Annotated in this window: 20 protein-coding genes; 12 read left to right on the top strand and 8 right to left on the bottom strand. The window is 60.4% G+C overall.

The features are described 5' to 3' along the window. Positions 1-126: 126 nt before the first annotated feature. The gene (locus tag HFK74_RS02335) at positions 127-2973 is read left to right on the top strand and encodes a class I adenylate cyclase (RefSeq protein ID WP_180202183.1); all 2847 of its coding nucleotides are present in this window, start codon (positions 127-129) and stop codon (positions 2971-2973) included. Between the two features lie 7 nt (positions 2974-2980). Here HFK74_RS02335 and rnk read toward each other — a convergent pair whose 3' ends face one another. The 3 genes from rnk to cyaY form a co-directional block, all read right to left on the bottom strand. Continuing rightward, positions 2981-3391: a nucleoside diphosphate kinase regulator gene (gene rnk, locus HFK74_RS02330; protein WP_008015509.1), complete on the bottom strand. Its 411-nt coding sequence runs from the start codon at positions 3389-3391 to the stop codon at positions 2981-2983. A 153-nt stretch (positions 3392-3544) separates the two neighbouring features. Then, positions 3545-3772 (bottom strand): DUF1289 domain-containing protein, encoded by a 228-nt coding sequence (locus HFK74_RS02325; protein ID WP_081504876.1) that lies wholly within the window; start codon positions 3770-3772, stop codon positions 3545-3547. A gap of 4 nt (positions 3773-3776) precedes the next feature. Continuing rightward, positions 3777-4109 (bottom strand): iron donor protein CyaY, encoded by a 333-nt coding sequence (gene cyaY / locus HFK74_RS02320; RefSeq protein WP_180202182.1) that lies wholly within the window; start codon positions 4107-4109, stop codon positions 3777-3779. Positions 4110-4404: 295 nt separating this feature from the next. On the opposite strand from cyaY, the gene HFK74_RS02315 reads away from it, so the two are divergent. From HFK74_RS02315 to HFK74_RS02290, 6 genes are read left to right on the top strand one after another with little or no spacing between them, the layout of a single operon-like run. Then, on the top strand, positions 4405-4587 hold the full coding sequence (locus HFK74_RS02315; RefSeq protein ID WP_008066386.1) for a lipoprotein: 183 nt from the start codon (positions 4405-4407) through the stop codon (positions 4585-4587). A 9-nt stretch (positions 4588-4596) separates the two neighbouring features. Beyond that, complete coding sequence (gene lysA / locus HFK74_RS02310) at positions 4597-5844, top strand: diaminopimelate decarboxylase (protein ID WP_008066385.1); 1248 nt, start codon at positions 4597-4599, stop codon at positions 5842-5844. Between the two features lie 4 nt (positions 5845-5848). Next, positions 5849-6679 carry a diaminopimelate epimerase gene (dapF, locus tag HFK74_RS02305; protein ID WP_175387316.1) on the top strand — a complete coding sequence of 277 codons (831 nt, stop codon included), beginning with the start codon at positions 5849-5851 and terminating at the stop codon, positions 6677-6679. 13 nt (positions 6680-6692) lie between these two features. Beyond that, positions 6693-7427, top strand: a complete 735-nt coding sequence (locus HFK74_RS02300) for a DUF484 family protein (RefSeq protein ID WP_180202181.1) — start codon at positions 6693-6695, stop codon at positions 7425-7427. Position 7428: 1 nt separating this feature from the next. Beyond that, a complete protein-coding gene (gene xerC, locus HFK74_RS02295) occupies positions 7429-8328 on the top strand; it encodes a tyrosine recombinase XerC (RefSeq protein ID WP_180202180.1) in 900 nt (299 codons plus the stop codon). Then, positions 8325-9032: an HAD family hydrolase gene (locus HFK74_RS02290; protein ID WP_180202179.1), complete on the top strand. Its 708-nt coding sequence runs from the start codon at positions 8325-8327 to the stop codon at positions 9030-9032. Before xerC ends, HFK74_RS02290 begins: the two co-directional genes overlap by 4 nt. Positions 9033-9203: 171 nt before the next feature. Here the strand turns inward: HFK74_RS02290 and sutA are convergent, their stop codons facing one another. The 4 genes from sutA to glnK form a co-directional block, all read right to left on the bottom strand. Further along, positions 9204-9527 (bottom strand): transcriptional regulator SutA, encoded by a 324-nt coding sequence (sutA, locus tag HFK74_RS02285; protein WP_007980816.1) that lies wholly within the window; start codon positions 9525-9527, stop codon positions 9204-9206. 101 nt (positions 9528-9628) lie between these two features. Next, the gene (locus tag HFK74_RS02280; RefSeq protein ID WP_008066362.1) at positions 9629-10054 is read right to left on the bottom strand and encodes a secondary thiamine-phosphate synthase enzyme YjbQ; all 426 of its coding nucleotides are present in this window, start codon (positions 10052-10054) and stop codon (positions 9629-9631) included. A gap of 215 nt (positions 10055-10269) precedes the next feature. Continuing rightward, positions 10270-11607 carry an ammonium transporter gene (locus HFK74_RS02275; protein WP_180202178.1) on the bottom strand — a complete coding sequence of 446 codons (1338 nt, stop codon included), beginning with the start codon at positions 11605-11607 and terminating at the stop codon, positions 10270-10272. Between the two features lie 35 nt (positions 11608-11642). Continuing rightward, the gene (gene glnK / locus HFK74_RS02270; RefSeq protein WP_002555808.1) at positions 11643-11981 is read right to left on the bottom strand and encodes a P-II family nitrogen regulator; all 339 of its coding nucleotides are present in this window, start codon (positions 11979-11981) and stop codon (positions 11643-11645) included. A 421-nt stretch (positions 11982-12402) separates the two neighbouring features. On the opposite strand from glnK, the gene HFK74_RS02265 reads away from it, so the two are divergent. Continuing rightward, positions 12403-12663: an accessory factor UbiK family protein gene (locus HFK74_RS02265; RefSeq protein WP_180202177.1), complete on the top strand. Its 261-nt coding sequence runs from the start codon at positions 12403-12405 to the stop codon at positions 12661-12663. A 330-nt stretch (positions 12664-12993) separates the two neighbouring features. On the opposite strand, the gene HFK74_RS02260 is transcribed toward HFK74_RS02265, so the two are convergent. Next, entirely contained in the window at positions 12994-13257 is a 264-nt protein-coding gene (locus HFK74_RS02260; RefSeq protein WP_180202176.1) for a HigA family addiction module antitoxin, read from the bottom strand. 369 nt (positions 13258-13626) lie between these two features. Here HFK74_RS02260 and HFK74_RS02255 point away from each other — a divergent pair, with 369 nt between their 5' ends. From HFK74_RS02255 to HFK74_RS02240, 4 genes are all read left to right on the top strand, one after another. Further along, positions 13627-13983, top strand: coding sequence for a hypothetical protein (locus tag HFK74_RS02255; RefSeq protein ID WP_306669895.1), 357 nt, complete (start codon positions 13627-13629; stop codon positions 13981-13983). Positions 13984-14019: 36 nt separating this feature from the next. After that, positions 14020-14190, top strand: a complete 171-nt coding sequence (locus HFK74_RS02250) for a hypothetical protein (protein WP_180202174.1) — start codon at positions 14020-14022, stop codon at positions 14188-14190. 176 nt (positions 14191-14366) lie between these two features. Further along, positions 14367-15860: a YifB family Mg chelatase-like AAA ATPase gene (locus HFK74_RS02245; protein ID WP_180202173.1), complete on the top strand. Its 1494-nt coding sequence runs from the start codon at positions 14367-14369 to the stop codon at positions 15858-15860. 246 nt (positions 15861-16106) lie between these two features. Continuing rightward, positions 16107-17525: an SrfA family protein gene (locus HFK74_RS02240; RefSeq protein WP_180202172.1), complete on the top strand. Its 1419-nt coding sequence runs from the start codon at positions 16107-16109 to the stop codon at positions 17523-17525. The last annotated feature ends 5 nt before the right edge of the window (positions 17526-17530 follow it).

The following is a 17530-nucleotide window of genomic DNA, read 5'->3' as shown; positions in this document are numbered from 1 at the left end:
GCCCTTCGATAAAAATCTGACGCCAGAAATACAGAATCAGCTTAAAAGTCCCGGCGCCGAGGCGCTAAACTGCCCCTCATCCCGAGAGCCTCCACGTCCGAGCCCTGCGAGCCGGTTTGAGCTGACATGACCCGCACCCATGAAATCCGCCCCGATCTGGACGAGGGAATTGACCGCAAGGTGCTCAGCCAGCTGCGCGCACGCTTCCTCAAGCTCAACGAGGGGCGCATGGCACGTGCCATGGATGGGTTATCGACGCGCCAGCAAGGGGTATTGAACCTCCTGCCGCTGTTCTTCCATGTCAACCATCCGCTGCTGCCGGGGTATGTTTCGGGCAGCACGCCGGCCGGGCTGTCGAATTTCGAGCCAGATGCCAGCGTCCTCGCCGAAGCCCAGCGCCTGACCCGCTCCTTTTCCTATAAGCCGCGCCACGGCAGCAATCCACCACGGCCGATTCACGGCCTGTTCCTGATGGGCAGCCTCGGCACCCTGGCCCAGGCCGACCAGAGCGATATGGACGTATGGGTCTGCCACAGCCCGGACCTGAGCGAAAACGAGCTCACTGAGTTGCGCAGGAAATGCCAGTTGCTCGAAGCCTGGGCTGCGACCCAGGGCGCCGAAGCGCACTTCTTCCTGATCGACCCGATCCGCTTCGTACGGGGTGAGCGCGACAGCCAGCTGAGTTCGGAAGACTGCGGCACTACCCAGCACTATCTGCTGCTGGACGAATTTTATCGCACCGCGATCTGGCTGGCGGGACGCACGCCGATCTGGTGGCTGGTGCCGGTGTACGAGGAAGCCAACTATGAGCGGTACACCCACACGCTGACGTCCAAGCGCTTCATCCGCGCCGATGAAACCCTGGACCTGGGCCATCTGGCCCGCATTCCGCCCGGGGAGTTCATTGGTGCCGGGCTCTGGCAGTTGTTCAAGGGCATCGAGTCGCCGTACAAATCGGTGCTCAAACTCCTGCTGACCGAGGTGTACGCCAGCGAACACCCCAGCGTCCAATGCCTGAGCCTGCGCTTCAAACAGGCAGTGTTCGCCAATCGGCTCGACCTCGATGAGCTGGACCCGTATGTCGTGGTTTATCGGCGCATCGCGGAGTACCTCATCGCCCGCAACGAACCGGAGCGACTGGAGCTGGTGCGCCGGGCGCTCTACCTGAAGGTCAATCGCAAACTCACCGGCAGCGGCGCACGTACCCAGGGCTGGCAACGCTCATTGCTTGAGCGCCTGGCCCGCGAATGGCAATGGGATCAGCGCCAGTTGGCCCTGCTCGACAGCCGCAGCCAGTGGAAAGTCCGCCAGGTCATCTCGGAGCGCCGGGCCCTGGTCAACGAACTGAATTTCAGCTATCGCTTCCTGACCCAGTTTGCCCGCCATGAACAAACCATCAGCCCGATCAACAAGCGCGACCTCAGCGTGCTGGGTCGACGCCTGTACGCGGCCTTCGAGCGCAAGGCGGACAAGGTCGAGTTCATCAACCCCGGCATCGCCCCGGACCTGGCCGAAGACACCCTGACGCTGGTGTACGCGCCGCACAGGAAAGAACCGGAGCAAAGCCAGTGGGGCTTGTACAACGGCAGCCTGACCGCCCTTGAGTGGGAGCATTTCGCCCCGATCAAACGCAGTCGTCATTTGCTTGAGCTGCTGGCCTGGTGCCACCGCAACGGTGTGATCGACAGCAGCACCCGCCTGGCCTTGCACCCGGGCAGCAGCGACCTGAGCGAATTCGAGCTGTTCAACCTGCTCGGCAGCCTGCAGCAGAGCATTCCGCTGCCTCTGCCGACCGTCGCCGAAGAACCCCTGTTGCGCGCCAGCGTGCCCAGCGAAGTACTGATCCTGGTCAACGTAGGCATCGATCCGCTCAAGCACCACCGCGACCTGAACATCCTGATGACCACCGAGCGCACCGACTCCTTGAGCTACGCAGGCGTGAAGGAAAACCTGGTGCTGACCCTGGACCAGGTCACGCGCAATAGCTGGAACGAGGTGCTGGTCAGCCGCTACGACGGGCCCCATGCCCTGCTCGATTGCCTGCGCGACTATCTCAACGCCCTGCCTGGCGGGCCGCGGCAACCCAGGCTGAGAGTGCGTTGTTTCTGCCACAACCGCGCGCAATTCATCGCCCAGCGCGTCGAAGACATCCTCGACACCGCGCAGGATCTGCTGCTGAGCAATCTCAATCACCGCTACCTGATCCAGGTCCAGCAGCACTACCACGTGCTGGAACTGATACCCGGCCAGGTCAATCACATCGCGCTGGCCACCCTGCCGGCACTGCTCGACTACCTCGGTGAAGAACTGGCGAGCTACAGCCCGCTGCACCTGGACCCGATGGCATTGGACGACCACGACCTGGCGTTGCTGCTGCCCATGGGTCGACCGGACTGCATCCAGGTGTTCTACCGGGTCAACGAAGCGCACGCCGATCTGTACGTGCTCGATGAATTCAATGCCCTGTGGCAGCAGCGCCTGCCGTGGCATGACGAACAAAGCCTGCTGGTGCCGCTGCAGCGTTTCCTGCAATCGATCCAGTACCGGCGCGATGCTGCGTTGCCGATGGACACGGCCCAGCCCGCGAACCCGGACACCCTGTACTACCAGCTGCTGCCTTCAGGCGCAGGCCGGGCGCGTCGGGTGGATGCCCGACCTGCACCGCAAACCCCGGCCAACAAACCTTTCTATGACGTACAGGCGATCGTCGGCAAAGCCGCACCAGGCAAGGTACAGGTCACGTTGTATTGCAATCAGCGGGAGTTTTCCGAGCTGGAACATGGCGACCAGCTGTTCAGCGTGGTCGCCCGGGAAATCGTCGAGCAACGCCGCGAGACCGAACGGTACCGCTGCTACATCACCGATCTGGACCTTTCAGGCCTGCTCGGTGATGGTCAGGGGTCAAGCAATCTGTATCTGCGCTACAAGACCGACCTGGAGCGCGCATTGAACGAGGCGCTCGAACAGGTCTGAGGTGGGGTCAAACGTTGTAGTCGCCGCCGTTGGCTGGCTGCGATTCGACTTCAAGCAGGGTCAGTTTCAACGTCTTGCCGCCCGGTGCCGGCCAGTCAATGTGCTGGCCGACTTTCAGGCCCAGCAACGCGCTGCCGACTGGCGCCAGGATGGAGATCTTGCCTTCATCGGCGTTGGCATCCTTCGGATACACCAGCGTCAGGTGGTAGTCCTTGCCACTGCCCTCTTCACGGCAGTGCACACGGGAATTCATGGTCACGACATCGGCGGGCACTTCATCGTGGCCGACCAGTGTATCGGCGCGATCCAGTTCGGTTTGCAGCGCGATAACGCCCGGCAGCGTTTCGTCCAGGCTGTCGATCAGGCGCTCCAGACGTTGTACGTCCAGACGGGTAAGGGTGATGGAAGGTGCGGTCATGATCAGGGCAGACTCCTTTCTTCTGCACGAAAAAAGCAAAACCCCGCCAGAAAAAGGCGGGGTTTTCACAAGCCTCGATGGGTTGAGGCGTATCCGGACACTATCACAGCTCAAAAAATATACAAGCCGCCACCGGCGTACGGCTCTGTGCCCCTACCGGGCATTGGCGGTGGTTTTGCGATGCGAGGCCTGGGCGCAGATCACCCGTCGGCGTTCGTCATCCGCCGAGCGCCATTCGCGGATGTCTTCGACATGGCGGAAACACCCGAGGCAGACCTTCTGCTCATCCAGCCGGCACACGCCGCTGCACGGCGAAGGGACGGCCGGGCTGACGTTGCTGTAAAGCGGCTTCGGAGGACGAACGGGCGCAGGCTGGGTCACGACGTTACAGGCCTTCGAAATCAAGTTCGATACCGGCTTGCTGCTTGACGATGCGCTCGAGCATTTCACCCAGCTGCTCTTCGCTCTTGTCGCACATCCAGCGCTCGCTTTCTTCGTCGTAGTCGAAGTGGAAGCCACCGGACACTGCCGCCAACCACAGCTGGCGCAGGGGCTCCTGACGACTGAAGATCAACTGGCTGCCGCTTTCAAACTTCACGGTCAGCACGCCGGCCGAGCTTTCGAGATCGATATCCAGGTCGCTGTCGTCAAAGATGTCCTCCAACGTCTGCTGGGTGGCATCGACCAGATCGTGGAAACGCGCTTCGGACAAACTCATTACGGCAACCTCAAAAAGTGTCTGATCAGGCTCAAGCGCCGCACGATACGGACGCTGCTTGCCGAATGCAAAGGATTACGAATTGTGGGAGCGAGCCTGCTCGCGAAGAGGCCGACACCTACAACATCATAGCTGCCTGACCCACCGCTTTCGCGAGCAGGCTCGCTCCCACAGGGATTGCATGATACCGACTGGCATCTTGCAAGGCCCGCCGGACGGGAGCCCCGTCGCATAGGCAAGCTGCCGGGTGGCCGGTATACTCCGGCGCAATTACTGCATTTTCAAGGATTTCGCCATGAAGCGCCTGATCTCTTCCCTAGCCGCGCTCGCTTCGATCGTCGCTTTTGCCTGCCTGGTTTCAGCCTGTGGTCAAAAAGGCCCGCTGTACCTGCCCGATGAAGATCAGGACCCTGCAGAGCAAGCCCAGTCCTCGCAAAAGCAGCCATCCAAGTCGCACAAGCACGACGTCTACCAATAAGGGAACATCATGGACGCTTTTAACTACCGTGACGGTGAACTGTTCGCGGAAGGTGTTGCCCTGTCTGCTATCGCTGATCGCTTTGGTACACCGACCTACGTTTACTCGCGCGCGCACATCGAAGCCCAATACCTGGCTTATGCCGATGCCCTGGTTGGCATGCCTCACCTGGTTTGCTTTGCGGTCAAGGCCAACTCCAACCTGGGTGTACTGAATGTCCTGGCGCGCCTGGGCGCCGGTTTCGACATCGTTTCCCGTGGTGAACTGGAGCGTGTGCTGGCCGCTGGCGGCAGCGCCGACAAGATCGTGTTCTCCGGCGTCGGCAAGACCCGCGATGACATGCGTCGCGCGCTGGAAGTCGGCGTGCACTGCTTCAACGTCGAATCCACTGACGAGCTGGAACGCCTGCAAGTGGTGGCGGCCGAGCTTGGCGTTCGGGCGCCGATCTCGCTGCGCGTCAACCCGGACGTCGATGCCGGTACTCACCCGTACATCTCCACCGGTCTCAAAGAGAACAAGTTCGGCATCGCCATTGCCGACGCCGAAGACGTGTACGTGCGTGCCGCGCAGCTGCCGAACCTGGAAGTGGTCGGCGTCGATTGCCACATCGGCTCGCAACTGACCACCCTGCCACCGTTCATCGATGCCCTCGACCGCCTGCTGGGCCTGGTCGACCGTCTCGGCGATTGCGGCATCTACCTGCGCCACATCGACCTCGGTGGCGGCCTGGGTGTGCGTTATCGCGATGAAGAGCCGCCATTGGCTGCTGACTACATCAAGGCCGTGCGCGAGCGCCTCGACGGTCGCGACCTGGCGCTGGTATTCGAACCGGGCCGCTTCATCGTCGCCAACGCCGGCGTGCTGCTGACCCAGGTCGAGTACCTCAAGCACACCGAACACAAAGACTTCGCCATCGTCGACGCGGCCATGAACGACCTGATCCGCCCGGCGCTGTACCAGGCCTGGATGGACGTCACCGCCGTGCGCCCGCGCACTACCGCTGCCCGCCCCTACGACATCGTCGGGCCGATCTGCGAGACCGGTGACTTCCTGGCCAAGGAGCGTGAGCTTGCGCTGGAAGAAGGCGACCTGCTGGCCGTGCATTCGGCCGGTGCCTATGGGTTTGTCATGAGCTCCAACTACAACACCCGCGGCCGCGCCGCTGAAGTGTTGGTGGACGGTGATCAGGCATTTGAAGTGCGTCGCCGTGAAACGGTAGCCGAGTTGTTCGCTGGCGAAAGCCTGCTGCCGGAGTAAAACCATGCTGCTGCGTTTTACCAAGATGCACGGCCTGGGCAATGACTTCATGGTCCTCGACCTGGTCAGCCAGCACGCGCATATTCTGCCCAAGCATGCAAAGCTTTGGGGTGATCGACACACCGGCATCGGTTTCGACCAGTTGCTGATCGTCGAAGCCCCGAGCAACCCGGACGTGGACTTCCGCTATCGGATCTTCAACTCCGACGGCTCCGAAGTGGAACAATGCGGCAACGGTGCGCGCTGTTTCGCCCGTTTTGTGCTCGACAAGCGCCTGACCGCGAAACGGCAGATCCGTGTCGAGACCAAAAGCGGCATCATCGAGCTGGATGTCCGCAACGACGGCCAGATTGGCGTGAACATGGGCGCGCCGCGCCTGGTGCCGGCCGATATTCCGTTCCAGGCGCCGGAGCAGGCCCTGAGTTATCAGGTTGACGTCGACGGCACACCGGTCGAGCTGGCAGCCGTGTCCATGGGCAACCCCCACGCCGTATTGCGGGTCAGTGACATCAACAATGCACCGGTACATGAACTGGGGCCGAAAATCGAACATCACCCGCGCTTCCCGGCACGGGTCAATGTCGGCTTTCTCCAGGTCATCGACCGGGGCCGCGCGCAGTTGCGCGTCTGGGAGCGCGGGGCCGGGGAAACCCAGGCCTGCGGTACCGGCGCCTGTGCCGCGGCGGTGGCCGCGATCAGCCAGGGGTGGATGGATTCGCCGCTATTGATCGACCTGCCCGGCGGGCGCCTGTCCATTGAATGGGCAGGCCCTGGCCAACCGGTCATGATGACCGGCCCGGCAGTACGCGTATACGAAGGACAAGTACGTCTTTGAGTGAGCCAAAGCCATGACCGATAAGCCCCAGGTACCCGCCCGACAGCCCGACGAATCAGCGTCCGAAAGCCTGGAGGCGGCGGCGATTGCCGCGTACCTGGAGGCTCATCCGGACTTCTTCGTCGAACACGAAGAACTGCTGCCGGCCATGCGCATTCCCCATCGACGTGGCGACACCGTGTCCCTGGTCGAACGCCAGATGACCATCCTGCGAGACCGCAACATCGAGTTGAGGCACCGCCTCTCACACTTGATGGATGTGGCCCGCGACAACGACCGCCTCTTCGACAAGACCCGCCGCCTGATCCTTGCGCTGATGGACGCCAACACCCTGGAAGACGTGGTGATGTGCGTCGAAGACAGCCTGCGCCAGGACTTCCAGGTGCCCTTCGTCAGTCTCATCCTGCTGGGCGACAACCCCATGCCGGTTGGCCGCTGGGTAACCCACGCCGAGGCGCAAGTGGCCATTGGCGGCTTGCTGCAGGAAGAAAAAAGCGTCAGCGGCACCCTGCGCGAGCATGAACTGGACTTTCTGTTCGGCGAAGAACAGCGCAAGCAGATCGGCTCCAGCGCCGTTGTTGCCATCAGTCACCAAGGCATCCACGGCATCCACGGCATCCTGGCCATCGCCAGCCGTGACCCGCAGCACTACAAGAGCTCGGTGGGCACGCTGTTTTTGAGCTACATCGCCGAAGTCATGGGCCGCGTGCTGCCACGGTTCAACAGCTCCCTGCGCTCGGTACGCTGAGATGGAACGGCAACTGGACGCTTACTGCGAACACCTGCGCAGTGAGCGGCAGGTGTCGCCACACACGCTATCGGCCTATCGCCGCGACCTCGACAAAGTGCTGGACTTGTGCCTCAAGCAGAACATCGACAGTTGGGCGGCCCTGGACATCCAGCGCCTGCGCAGCCTGGTCGCCCGCCTGCATTCACAAGGCCAATCGTCCCGCAGCCTGGCACGCCTGCTGTCGGCCGTCCGCGGGCTTTATCACTACCTGAACCGCGAAGGCCTCTGCGACCACGACCCGGCCAATGGCCTGGCACCGCCCAAGGGCGAACGTCGCTTGCCGAAAACCCTCGATACCGACCGTGCGCTGCAACTGCTGGAAGGTGGCGTCGAAGACGACTTCCTGGCGCGTCGGGACCAGGCGATCCTTGAGCTGTTCTATTCCTCCGGGCTGCGCCTGTCGGAGCTGACCGGGCTCAATCTCGATCAGCTGGATCTGGCGGACGGCATGGTTCAGGTGCACGGCAAGGGCAGCAAAACCCGTCTGCTGCCAGTGGGCGCAAAAGCCCGCGAGGCGCTGGAACAGTGGCTGCCACTGCGGGCCCTGGCCAATCCGGCGGACGAAGCGGTGTTTGTCAGCCAGCAAGGCCGGCGCCTGGGACCACGGGCGATCCAGCTGCGGGTCAAGGCCGCGGGCGAACGCGAACTGGGGCAAAACCTGCACCCGCACATGTTGCGACACTCTTTCGCCAGTCACCTGCTGGAGTCCTCCCAAGACCTGCGGGCGGTGCAGGAACTGCTCGGCCACTCGGATATCAAGACCACCCAGATCTACACCCACCTGGATTTCCAGCACCTGGCAACCGTCTACGACAGCGCCCATCCACGGGCCAAACGCATTAAGGGCGACGATTCATGACTCTCCAACTGATCACCTTCGACCTCGATGACACCCTGTGGGACACCGCCCCGGTGATCGTCAGCGCCGAAGCCGTATTGCGTGAATGGCTGACTGAACATGCGCCCAACCTGGGTGCTGTTCCGGTGGAACATTTGTGGGCCATTCGCGAACGCATCCTGAGCATCGAACCGGCACTCAAACACCGCATCAGCGCCTTGCGTCGTCGCGTGTTGTTTCAAGCGCTGGAAGAAGCCGGGTACGCCCACGCCGAGGCGTCGGACCTGGCCGATCAGAGTTTCGAAGTGTTCCTGCATGCCCGGCATCAGCTGGAAATCTTCCCGGAGGTGCAACCCACTCTCCAGAAACTGGCCAACCATTACACCCTCGGCGTGGTCACCAACGGCAACGCCGATGTGCGCCGCCTGGGGCTGGCGGACTACTTCAAGTTTGCGTTGTGCGCCGAAGACATCGGCATCGCCAAGCCCGATGCGCGGCTGTTCCACGAAGCCTTGCTGCGCGGTGGTGCAACCCCTGGGACGGCCGTGCATATCGGTGATCATCCGGGGGACGACATTGCCGGTGCGCAACAGGCAGGGCTGCGGGCAATCTGGTTCAACCCGGCGGGCAAAGTCTGGGAGGCCGAGCGCTTGCCGGATGCCGAGATCCGCAGCCTGACCGAGCTGCCGGCGTTGCTGGCGCAGTGGAATGCCGGACTGGCCTGACCCCGAACCTGTAGGAGCTGGCTTGCCAGCGAAGGCGGTCGCAAGGATTGCACAAGACTCAAGGGCCCCTTCGCCGGCAAGCCGGCTCCTACAGGCGCTGCGCACGACTTTGTTTCAGGCATGAAAAAGCCCGCAGCGACGGCGGGCTTTTTCAGCAAGCGGGTAGCAGGCTCAGATAGGCCGGCTGCCGTACTTGTTGTCAGGCTTCTTGGGAGGATCGGCGACCACATTGGCCTCCACTTCCTGCACCTTGCCACCACGAGCCAGGAACTCTTCCATGGCCTTGGCCAGGGCGTCGCGTTCCTTGTTCTTGGCTTCGACACTCGGCAGCTCATCAACCGATACCGCTGCCTTGGCCTTGCCTTTGGCGGTCGGAACGGGGGCATCACCGCCGTCGTCTTCAGCGACGTCTTCCGCCGCTGCTTCCAGACCTTCTTCGGTTTCGTCGTCGTCGCCTACTTCGAGGTCGTCGTTTTCCAGATCATCGTCGCTCATGTTCTACCTCATGACTTGCGAAAAGCAGATTAGTTATAGCCCAGCTTTGCCCTCTGTCGAAGGCCGCCGGAAAAAAATCAACAGCCGCTGCTGACCAGCGGTTATGCCCCTTCACCGTGCACGGTGGCGAGGACTTTACGGGCACCGCCATGATCACGGTGCTCGCCCAGATAAACGCCTTGCCAGGTCCCTAGCGCCAGTCGGCCCGCCGAAATCGGCAAACTGAGCTGACAGCCAAGCACGCTGGCCTTGAAGTGCGCCGGGAGGTCGTCCAGGCCTTCGTCGTTATGCTCATAGCCGTCTGTTCCTTGTGGGATCAGACGATTGAAAAATCGTTCGAAGTCGCGACGTACCGCCGGATCGGCGTTCTCGTTGATGGTCAACGACGCCGAGGTATGCTGTATCCACAAATGCAACAGACCGACCCGACACGCCTTGAGTTCAGGCAGGCCGGCGAGTAACTCGTCCGTTACCAGATGAAAGCCCCGGGGCCTCGCCCGAAGGGTTATCAGAGTCTGTTGCCACATACAGTTCTCCGCACGTCCGGGGCGCATTCTAGCGCGCTCTGGGAAAAAACAAAGGCCCTGATCATCCTTCATTCCTGTAAGCCTTCGACCGTACAAATACACCCGGCGCAAACATCGTAAAACCTGTAGGAAAAAACCTTTCAGCTCACCCTTCATTGACAAAATCCAGACAAAAAAATGCCCGGCAAGCCGGGCAAGTTTTTTCATGCGCGTGCTTACAAGTTGTAGCCGCGTTCGTTGTGAAGCGCCAGATCGATACCGACCGCTTCTTCTTCCTCGGTGATACGCAGGCCCATGACGGCGTCCAGGACCTTAAGGATGATGTAGGTGACGATCGCGGTGTAGATCACCGTGAAGCCCACGCCCTTGAGCTGAATCCAGACCTGCGCACCGATATCGGTGACAGTGCCGAAACCACCCAGGGCCGGTGCAGCGAACACACCGGTGAGGATCGCGCCGAGAATACCGCCGATACCGTGCACGCCGAAGGCGTCCAGGGAGTCGTCATAGCCGAGCTTGCGTTTCAGGGTGGTCGCGCAGAAGAAGCACACCACGCCCGCTGCCAGACCGATCACCAGGGCGCCCATCGGGCCCACGGTGCCAGCGGCAGGAGTGATCGCAACCAGACCGGCCACGACACCCGAAGCGATACCCAGTGCGCTTGGCTTGCCATGGGTGACCCACTCGGCAAACATCCAGCCCAGTGCAGCGGCGGCGGTAGCGATCTGGGTAACCAGCATCGCCATGCCGGCAGTGCCGTTGGCCGCCGCAGCGGAACCGGCGTTGAAACCGAACCAGCCGACCCACAACATGGCCGCGCCCATCAGGGTGTAACCGAGGTTGTGCGGTGCCATCGGCGTGGTCGGGAAGCCTTTGCGCTTGCCCAGTACCAGGCAGGCAACCAGACCGGCCACACCAGCATTGATGTGCACCACGGTGCCGCCGGCGAAGTCCAGCACGCCCCAGTCCCACATCAGGCCGCCGTTGCCGGACCAGACCATGTGCGCGATCGGTGCATACACCAGGGTGAACCAGATGGCCATGAAGATCAGCATCGCGGAGAACTTCATGCGCTCGGCGAAGGCACCGACGATCAGCGCCGGGGTAATGATGGCGAACGTCATCTGGAAGGTGATGAACACCGCCTCAGGGAACAGCGCCGCAGGACCGGTCAGGCTGGATGGCGTGACACCGGCGAGGAAGGCCTTGCCCATGCCACCGAAGAAGGAGTTGAAGTTGACGACGCCCTGCTCCATGCCCGTGGTGTCGAACGCGATGCTGTAGCCATAAATGACCCACAGGACGCTGATCAGACCGGTAATGGCGAAGCACTGCATCATCACGGAAAGAATGTTTTTGGAGCGCACCATGCCGCCGTAGAACAGCGCGAGGCCTGGAATGGTCATGAACAGCACGAGGGCTGTCGAGGTCAACATCCAGGCGGTATCGCCGGAGTTGAGGACTGGGGCGGCCACTTCGTCTGCCGCCATGGCCAGGCCGGGCATTACGAAGGACAACAGGGCTCCTAGCCCTGCGAATTTACGCAGAGTCATTTTGTTTTCTCCTGGGGCGTTGGGTTTGTGGCGGCTTAGATTGCGTCGGTATCGGTTTCGCCGGTACGGATGCGAATCGCCTGTTCCAGATTGACCACGAAGATCTTGCCGTCACCGATCTTGCCGGTGTTGGCCGCCTTGGTTATCGCCTCGATAACCCGGTCGAGATCCTTGTCGTCAATGGCGACATCAATCTTCACCTTTGGCAGGAAATCGACCACGTACTCCGCGCCGCGATACAGCTCGGTGTGACCCTTCTGCCGACCGAAGCCTTTGACTTCAGTAACGGTAATGCCCTGCACGCCGATCTCGGACAACGACTCGCGCACGTCGTCCAACTTGAACGGCTTGATGATGGCAGTGACTAGCTTCATGAAAACTCTCTCCCGAATTTGGTGGACTTGCCCCAGGAAAACAAACCCGTCTCAAGTCTAAGCGCAGTGCCTGGCTTTGTAACGCATCGTCGGCCTTACCTGCCCGTCCGACGCCAGCTAACCGCTCCTTGCGAAACACTCCCCGCGTTTCGCCTGGCGCACTGCATTCGTCACAGCGACTGCATCAGTGCATGGGTCATCAGCATCTAAGCAGAAAGCTTGCCATCTCCACAAAACACATAGTTTTCAAGCCTTTGCCAACAGATCGCGACCACTTCACGACAACACCCAACGCGTTACGCACAACAACGGTGCGAGACCGTCCGTCCCCATGCGCGAAAAGCGTGCACCCCTTGCCTGCGAATTTGACTATAGACACTGCGTGGTACACTGCCCGTCATTGCTACCAGGACATTCCCCCATGCTCGCGCCCAAAGACTTCCTCGACGCCCTGACAGGCACCGCCTCCCGCCTCTTCAGTGGCGACACTCCACTGCCGAAAAGCGAAATCGAAAGCCAGTTCAAGGCGCTGCTGCAGAGCGGATTCAGCAAGCTCGATCTGGTTAGCCGGGAAGAGTTCGATAGCCAGATGGTCGTATTGGCGCGCACGCGGGCTCGGTTGGAGGCGCTTGAGGCGAAAGTGGCGGAGTTGGAAGCGAAGCTCACTCCACCTGCCGAGTAACACACCTATTTCTCTGTGAAATGCGATCCCCTGTGGGAGCGGGCTTGCCCGCGAAGGGAGTCGCCTCGGTTAACCGGCATCCCACACTGGACAGCCCCCCTGTAGGCGCTGCCGCAGGCTGCGATCTTTTGATCTCAAACCTCGCAAAAAACCCGGCAACATCCGGCAACATCCTACAAGAGAACCGCCACAGCCCGATTGCGTCGCCAAGTATCCGGCCACCAAGCTCATACCTAGCTGAATGTTCAGCACTGGGTTTGGAGACCTGGAAGTGCCCCCACAGTGGAAGCGGGCTTCACGACTCATGCAGTCGCTTTGAATACTTAACGCTCAACCACGCTCGATCTGGGCTGAACGCAAATAATAGGTCGATTGCAGATTCAGCCAGAACTCGGGCGTGGTGTTCAGGTGGATGGATAGCTTTTGCGCCAGACCAGCACTGACACCGCTCTGCTGACTAACAACCTCGCTTACTTCAGCCTCAGGCTCGTTCAGCCAGCTGGCCAACGCAGCGGTTGAAATGCCCAGCGGCTTAAAAAATTCCTCGCTAAGAATTTCACCAGGATGAATCGGGCGCATTCCATTCCTGTTCATTCACGTTACCTACGTCTGAATTCAACGAGATCATAACCAGCAACCTTCATCCAGCAAGGCCAGCCACACTCTTTCACCAACGTCCTTCAACTATCTCGGCACCGTCCTACAAAAAGCAGCTCTCCCGCCTGATTTATCAGTCCGCATCCTATTCTTTATGCTTTTCGCCTTGTTATTCGATAGACGCTAGCAATGAGACGAAAAGGAAAAGGTACCGAACTTCGAAACCAGACTTACAAATCAAATGCACGAATGCTCGCATATAAAATTTTCGTCGAGGACTGTAAATCTCGGGCTAGGAAACTCAACACCGAGGCCGTTAGGTTCGACCCTATAACTCCCGCCGCCATAGCTGCCTGTCAACCGTGGATGGAAGCTGCACTCTACCCATGGGAAAACGTGCCGGATTGGAAGTGCAAAGATGCCAAGGGACTGGATTTGGCCCTCTGGTACGAAGAGAAGCTGTGTGGTTTGTGTTATGCCACTCCGCGTAAAAGCACTATTTGCATAAAGATCGTTCTATTACAGGGCCACCCAGACAGATCTCATCCTCTTCGTGGCTTGATTGCCCCGATGGCTCTGCTGGCTACAGATACTTATGCGCGAATGCTGGGGTGCAATGAAATAGAAATCCAGGATCCTGACCCAAATGTCGTCCCCTACTACCAGAACCTCGGATTCAGCTTCGACCGGACCAATCGACCTGTCATTTACCTGAACGATTAATAGTATCGGTCTCACTCCCAAGCACAGGAGGTGTCCATGATTCACAAAAAGCGAAAAGCCAGGCTTTTACTCATCGTTCAGTATCATGCTGAAGCGCTTCGGCTGGCTGGCAATATTTCAGCCAATCAACAACGATTCCTTGATGTCGCTGCCACTCATGGCAAAGATCTTGAACCTCCTGGCCTGCTTGCCGGCAAAAGAGCCTGAGCCCGCCTACCAAAGAACCGCCTGAATGGCGGTTTTTTTTGCCTGCCAGCACGCCTCAGGATGACTCGTAACATCCTGCGAAAAATCATCTTCCCTGTCGCCACGCGAAATCCTCATCTCCTGACTACCCTTGAAAAACCCGCAGGAAGCGGCCTCCGTCACCTCAAGGAACGACCATGTCCCTCTCCATCGTCCACAGCCGCGCCCAGGTTGGCGTGGATGCTCCCTCTGTCACCGTTGAAGTCCATCTGGCCAATGGTTTGCCATCGCTGACCATGGTCGGCCTGCCCGAGGCGGCGGTGAAGGAAAGCAAGGACCGAGTGCGCAGTGCGATCATCAATTCGGGGCTGCAGTTTCCGCCTCGGCGCATCACGTTGAATCTGGCGCCGGCGGATTTACCCAAGGATGGCGGGCGCTTCGATCTGGCGATTGCGTTGGGGATTCTCTCGGCCAGCGTGCAGGTGCCAACGCTGACGCTCGATGATGTGGAGTGCCTGGGGGAGCTTGCGCTGTCTGGCGCGGTCCGGGCCGTGCGCGGTGTATTGCCCGCGGCATTGGCGGCGCGCAAGGCTGGGCGTTCGCTGGTCGTACCGCGGGCCAACGCCGAGGAAGCATGCCTGGCGTCGGGCTTGAAGGTGATTGCGGTGGATCATTTGCTGGAGGCGGTTGCGCATTTCAATGGGCATACGCCGATCGAGCCCTATGTCTCCAATGGTTTGCTCTACGCCAGCAAACCCTATCCCGATTTGAATGAAGTGCAGGGACAACTGGCGGCCAAACGAGCGCTGTTGATTGCCGCAGCGGGCGCGCACAACCTGTTGCTCAGCGGGCCGCCGGGGACCGGAAAAACATTGTTGGCCAGTCGCCTGCCGGGGCTGCTGCCGCCGCTGTCCGAAAGCGAAGCGCTGGAGGTGGCGGCGATTCAATCGGTCACCAGTTGCGTACCGTTGAGCCATTGGCCGCATCGGCCGTTTCGCCAGCCCCACCACTCTGCTTCAGGGCCTGCGCTGGTGGGCGGCGGCTCGAAACCGCAGCCGGGCGAGATTACCCTCGCCCATCATGGTGTTTTGTTTCTTGATGAGCTTCCGGAATTCGAACGCCGGGTGCTTGAGGTGTTAAGAGAGCCCCTGGAGTCCGGGCATATCGTGATTTCCCGGGCGAAGGATCGCGTACGGTTTCCAGCGCGGTTCCAGTTGGTGGCGGCAATGAATCCGTGCCCCTGTGGATATCTTGGCGAACCTACCGGGCGCTGCTCCTGCACACCTGAAATGGTGCAGCGCTATCGCAACAAGCTGTCGGGCCCTTTGCTGGATCGGATCGACCTGCACCTGACCGTGGCACGGGAGGCCACGGCGCTGAATCCAGCCGTGAAACCGGGAGAGGACAGCGCCAGCGCTGCTTTGATAGTGGCCGAGGCGCGCGAGCGACAACAGAAGCGTCAAGGCTGTGCCAATGCCTTTCTCGATCTACCGGGTCTGCGTAAGCACTGCACGTTATCCACAGTCGATGAAAACTGGCTGGAAACCGCTTGTGAGCGGCTGAACCTCTCCCTGCGTTCAGCCCATCGATTGCTCAAGGTCGCGCGCACGCTGGCGGACCTTGAACAAGCCGACGGAATCAGACGCGAACATTTGGCCGAGGCGCTGCAATATCGGCCGACAACGCTCTAGCCGGCAATTTTTATCGCACTAAAGAAACGATTCACCCAGCTCAAAAAAGCCCACGCCCGAACCTTCCAAAGCCAATTAATATTGACCTTATGCAACCTCCGCACGCTTACGTTAGTCTCATAAGGTTTAAACCTCCGGCAGTTTGACGGCGACACTATTATGGCATCATGGTCGCTTGCCAAATGCAGGAGCAGGTACAGACACATTTGTCTGTCATTTTTGCGCAACGGATCGTATGGAGTTTGAATGCGCGGGGCACTATTACGCAGCGGTAAGAGCGGGTCATTCACTGCCCTCGGCGAAACAGGTCAACCGGTCTACCGGGCAGCCCTGCAATTGCGCGAAGCCATTCGCCGCAAGAATCCCGATTTGGTAGATCATCTGGCCATCCCTCAAAGCGATGAACTCGGCAACCGGATCGATTGGTACAGCGCCCTCGACGGCGACGTGATTCCGTGGAGCAGCGCGACCGAAGAAGAACGCGCCCCTGCCCGCCGCCAGCTTGAAGCGCTGAAGACCGCGCTCGAAGAATTGAGCCAGCGTTTCCTGGGTACTGACTCCGCCGAACAGCAGCAAGGCGACAAGGCCGTGTTCGGCAAGCTGCTCAAGCGCGTGATTCATTTCCCGGACGAAAACTTCGTCTACCTGGTGCAAGGCAAACCGGTGCTGACCTTCTGGGGTTTCGAGCATGCCGGTACCGGCAACAGCGACCCCCTGCACTGCCTCTATCAGGTCCCGCCCGCGTTCACGCTGCCACCCGTGGCCGAGGCGCCTGTTGTTGCGCCCATTGTGCCGGTGGTTGCTCGTCCGTGGTGGCGTCGCTGGTGGTGGCTGTTGCTGCTGCCGCTCCTGCTGCTGCTTTTGTGGCTGTTGCTCGGCCTGCGAGGGTGCGTCCCGATTCCGTTGGTGGCGGTAGATTTGCTGCCCAAGGGCGTTGTACCGGTGGAAAAACAACTGGAAGAGCCACCTCTGACCGGCAATGTCACGACGCTGAATGGCGTCCCGGTGACAGGCACTGTCATAGGCTCGACCACTGGAACCGGCACCGCCGTGACCGGAACGCAAGGTGTGGAAACGCCGGCCGTCGAGGGTAACGAGGCTGACATGGCACCCGCCGACTTAACCAAAGACCCGGCCATAGACCCGGCAGCTGAAAACAAAACTGCGCCACCCGAAAACAAAACTGAGTCACCTGAAAACAAAACTGAGTCACCAGAAAACAAAACCACACCGCCGGATGTCACATCGCCCGAAGCAGAAAAATCCGCCGCCGCAAAATCCGGCCCGCCCCTGAGCATCCCGCCAGACGCCGCCGACGGTGCCGCCAAATTTCTCGATGGTCAGTACAGCGCAGGCGCCGGGATACAGGACAGCCGAACCGGCAAACCGCTGCGCCTGGAATACCAGCTCAAGGACGGTAAGGGCCAAGTCACCGTCCACCAGGCCAACGGATCGAAATGCAGTGGGCCGGTGAGCGCTACTATGAAGGGTGGCAGCCTGGCCATCGACAGCCAGGGCCAGGCCGTTTGCGCCGATGGCAGCACTTACGAGATGCCCAAGGTCAACTGCCGCCCAGGGGCGACCACGATCGCGGACTGCACCGGCGGTTACGGAAAAGAACAATTCCCCATGTCCATGCGGCAAGTGGCCGAAAAAACGGAATAACCCGA

It is taken from the genome of Pseudomonas sp. SbOxS1 (genome assembly GCF_013416725.1).
In the GTDB taxonomy this organism is placed as follows: Bacteria; Pseudomonadota; Gammaproteobacteria; order Pseudomonadales; family Pseudomonadaceae; genus Aquipseudomonas.
The sequence above is the reverse complement of the archived record's forward strand: the minus strand, read 5'-3'. Positions and strand labels throughout refer to the sequence as shown.